The sequence below is a fragment of the Mucilaginibacter sp. genome (genome assembly GCF_041660805.1).
GTDB lineage: Bacteria > Bacteroidota > Bacteroidia > Sphingobacteriales > Sphingobacteriaceae > Mucilaginibacter.
Window position 1 is genome coordinate 1 of sequence record NZ_JBAZVP010000064.1, and the last position, 2,745, is coordinate 2,745.

A 2,745-nucleotide genomic window follows, 5' to 3' on the forward strand; every position below is an offset into this window, starting at 1 on the left:
TCAAATTTTAGAGAGGGCTAAATAACATGGTACAACAGGAATCAAGATTAAATGTAGCTGATAACAGCGGTGCTAAAGAAGTTTTAGTAATACGCGTATTAGGTGGTACCGGTAAAAGATATGCCTCTATTGGCGATAAGATAGTAGTTACCGTAAAAAGCGCTTTACCATCAGGTAACGTTAAAAAAGGTACAGTATCTAAAGCAGTAGTGGTTAGAACCAAGAAAGAGATCCGCAGGAAAGATGGTTCATATATCCGTTTTGACGATAACGCAGCAGTTTTGTTAAACAACCAGGATGAGCCAAGGGGCACACGTATCTTTGGCCCTGTTGCCAGAGAGTTACGTGAAAAACAATTTATGAAAATTGTATCATTAGCACCGGAGGTATTGTAATATGGAAAAGAAAAACACAAAACCAGCTAAATTAAAGATCCGTAAGGGTGATTTAGTTAAAGTAATGGCCGGTGATTCAAAAGGATCACAAGGTAAAATAGTTGAAATTATCATTGATAAGAACAGGGCTATTGTAGAAGGTGCCAATATGGTATCTAAACACACTAAGCCTAATGCAGCCAACCCTAACGGTGGAATTTTAAAGCAGGAAGCTGCTATACATATTTCAAACCTGGCACTGGTTGAACCTTCAACAGGTAAAACAACCCGCGTAGGCCGTAAATTAAACGATGCCGGCAAATTGGTTAGAGTATCAAAAAAATCAGGGGAGGAAATTAAGTAATGACTTACGTACCAAGATTAAAATCAAAATATAAAGAAGAGATCCGCGCTACACTGAAAGACAAGTTTCAGTACAAAAGTGTAATGCAGGTTCCTAAATTGGAGAAAATTGCCATTAACCAGGGTGTTGGCGGTGCTACTACCGATAAAAAACTTATCGAGAATACCATCACTGAGCTAACAACCATCACTGGTCAGCAAGCGGTTTCTTCAAAATCAAAAAAGGATATCTCTAATTTTAAATTACGTAAAGGTATGCCAATAGGTGTACGTGTAACTTTACGCGATAATACAATGTATGAGTTTTTGGACCGTTTAATAGCTGTTGCCCTGCCACGTATCCGTGACTTTAAAGGTATCAACGATAAAGGTTTTGACGGCCGCGGAAACTATACTTTAGGTATTACAGAGCAAATTATATTCCCTGAGATAAATATTGACAAGATCAATAAAATTCAAGGTATGGATATTACCTTTGTAACCTCGGCAACTAACGATGTTGAAGCATTGGAGTTACTGAAACAATTTGGATTACCATTTAAAAATCAAAATAACAATGGCTAAAGAAGGCGTAAAGGCTCGTGAAGTAAAACGTGCCAAGTTAGTAGCAAAATATGCTGAAAAAAGAGCAGCGCTTAAAGCAGCTGGTGACTTTATAGGTTTAGATAAATTACCTAAAGGATCATCACCGGTAAAATTGCATAACCGTTGTAAATTAACCGGTCGTCCGCGTGGTTACATGCGTCAGTTTGGTATATCACGTGTTACATTCCGTGATATGGCTCTTGCTGGTAAGATCCCGGGAATAAAGAAAGCTAGCTGGTAATAACCGGTTGAATGGTGAGCGGTGAGTAGAGAATGGGTAAACCACTCTCTAAATCAACTACTCACTATTCTCATATAAAAAAGAATTAACCGATAGAAGGTCGTCCCGGACGTTACGGGAAGGAAACCACTATCATAAACAACAATAATGAATACAGATCCAATCGCAGATTATCTTACAAGAGTAAGGAATGCTATTAAAGCCAACCATAGGGTTGTTGAAATTCCTGCATCAAATCTGAAAAAGGAAATCACTAAAGTGCTTTTCGAAAAAGGTTACATTGCTAATTACAAGTTTGAGGAAAACGGACCACAAGGCAGCATCAAAGTTGCTTTAAAGTACCACCCGATAACTAAGATCCCTGCTATCCGCAGCATTTCACGTATTAGTAAACCAGGTTTGAGGAAATACGCTGGTATGGACACCATGCCGCGTGTGTTAAATGGTTTAGGTATCGCTATCCTGTCAACTTCTAAAGGTGTAATGACCGATAAAGAAGCGCGTACGCAGAATGTAGGTGGCGAAGTTTTATGCTACGTTTATTAATAGGAGGAAATTAAGCAATGTCAAGAATAGGAAAAGCACCTATAGCACTAACCGGCGGCGTAACTGTTACCGTATCTGCAGATAATGTAGTTACTGTAAAAGGCCCAAAAGGTGAATTGCAACAGGCTGTTGATAGAGATATCATCATCGAACAAGAAGACGGTAATTTATTGGTTAAACGCCCGTCTGATCAAAAACGTCATAAAGCGCTGCACGGTTTATACCGCTCGCTTTTAAACAACATGGTTATTGGTGTAACTGTAGGTTACAAAATTGAGCAGGAATTAGTAGGTGTGGGTTACCGTGCAACTAATACCGGCAATACATTAGATTTAGTGTTGGGTTTCTCTCACCACTATGTATTCCAATTACCAACAGAAATTAAAGTTACAACCACTGCTGAGAAGGGTAAAAACCCAACCATCATCCTGGAATCAAACGATAAACAATTGATTGGACAGGTAGCGGCTAAAATACGCTCGTTACGTGCACCAGAGCCTTATAAAGGTAAAGGTATCAAGTTTGTTGGCGAAGTATTGAGAAGAAAAGCAGGTAAATCAGCATCTAAAAAATAATCGTCATGAAATTATCAAGAAGAGACAGGATTAAAAAAGGCATCAGAAAACGCCTTTCAGG

The 2,745-nt window shown here is 38.8% G+C and carries 6 protein-coding genes; all 6 read left to right on the top strand.

Features of this window, described 5'->3' with window-relative positions:
• Positions 1-26: 26 nt before the first annotated feature.
• The 6 genes from rplN to rplF all read left to right on the top strand — a co-directional run bounded on the left by rplN (position 27) and on the right by rplF (position 2,684).
• The gene (gene rplN, locus WC743_RS27980) at positions 27-395 is read left to right on the top strand and encodes a 50S ribosomal protein L14 (protein ID WP_073405786.1); all 369 of its coding nucleotides are present in this window, start codon (positions 27-29) and stop codon (positions 393-395) included.
• Between the two features lies 1 nt (position 396).
• Positions 397-738 carry a 50S ribosomal protein L24 gene (gene rplX / locus WC743_RS27985; RefSeq protein ID WP_373016851.1) on the top strand — a complete coding sequence of 114 codons (342 nt, stop codon included), beginning with the start codon at positions 397-399 and terminating at the stop codon, positions 736-738.
• Positions 738-1,301, top strand: a complete 564-nt coding sequence (rplE, locus tag WC743_RS27990) for a 50S ribosomal protein L5 (protein ID WP_373016852.1) — start codon at positions 738-740, stop codon at positions 1,299-1,301. The genes rplX and rplE overlap by 1 nt, the downstream gene beginning before the upstream one ends.
• Positions 1,294-1,563 (top strand): 30S ribosomal protein S14, encoded by a 270-nt coding sequence (gene rpsN, locus WC743_RS27995; RefSeq protein WP_373016853.1) that lies wholly within the window; start codon positions 1,294-1,296, stop codon positions 1,561-1,563. Before rplE ends, rpsN begins: the two co-directional genes overlap by 8 nt.
• Before the next feature lie 144 nt (positions 1,564-1,707).
• Positions 1,708-2,109 carry a 30S ribosomal protein S8 gene (rpsH, locus tag WC743_RS28000; protein WP_243837225.1) on the top strand — a complete coding sequence of 134 codons (402 nt, stop codon included), beginning with the start codon at positions 1,708-1,710 and terminating at the stop codon, positions 2,107-2,109.
• Positions 2,110-2,126: 17 nt separating this feature from the next.
• Complete coding sequence (gene rplF / locus WC743_RS28005) at positions 2,127-2,684, top strand: 50S ribosomal protein L6 (RefSeq protein WP_373016854.1); 558 nt, start codon at positions 2,127-2,129, stop codon at positions 2,682-2,684.
• The last annotated feature ends 61 nt before the right edge of the window (positions 2,685-2,745 follow it).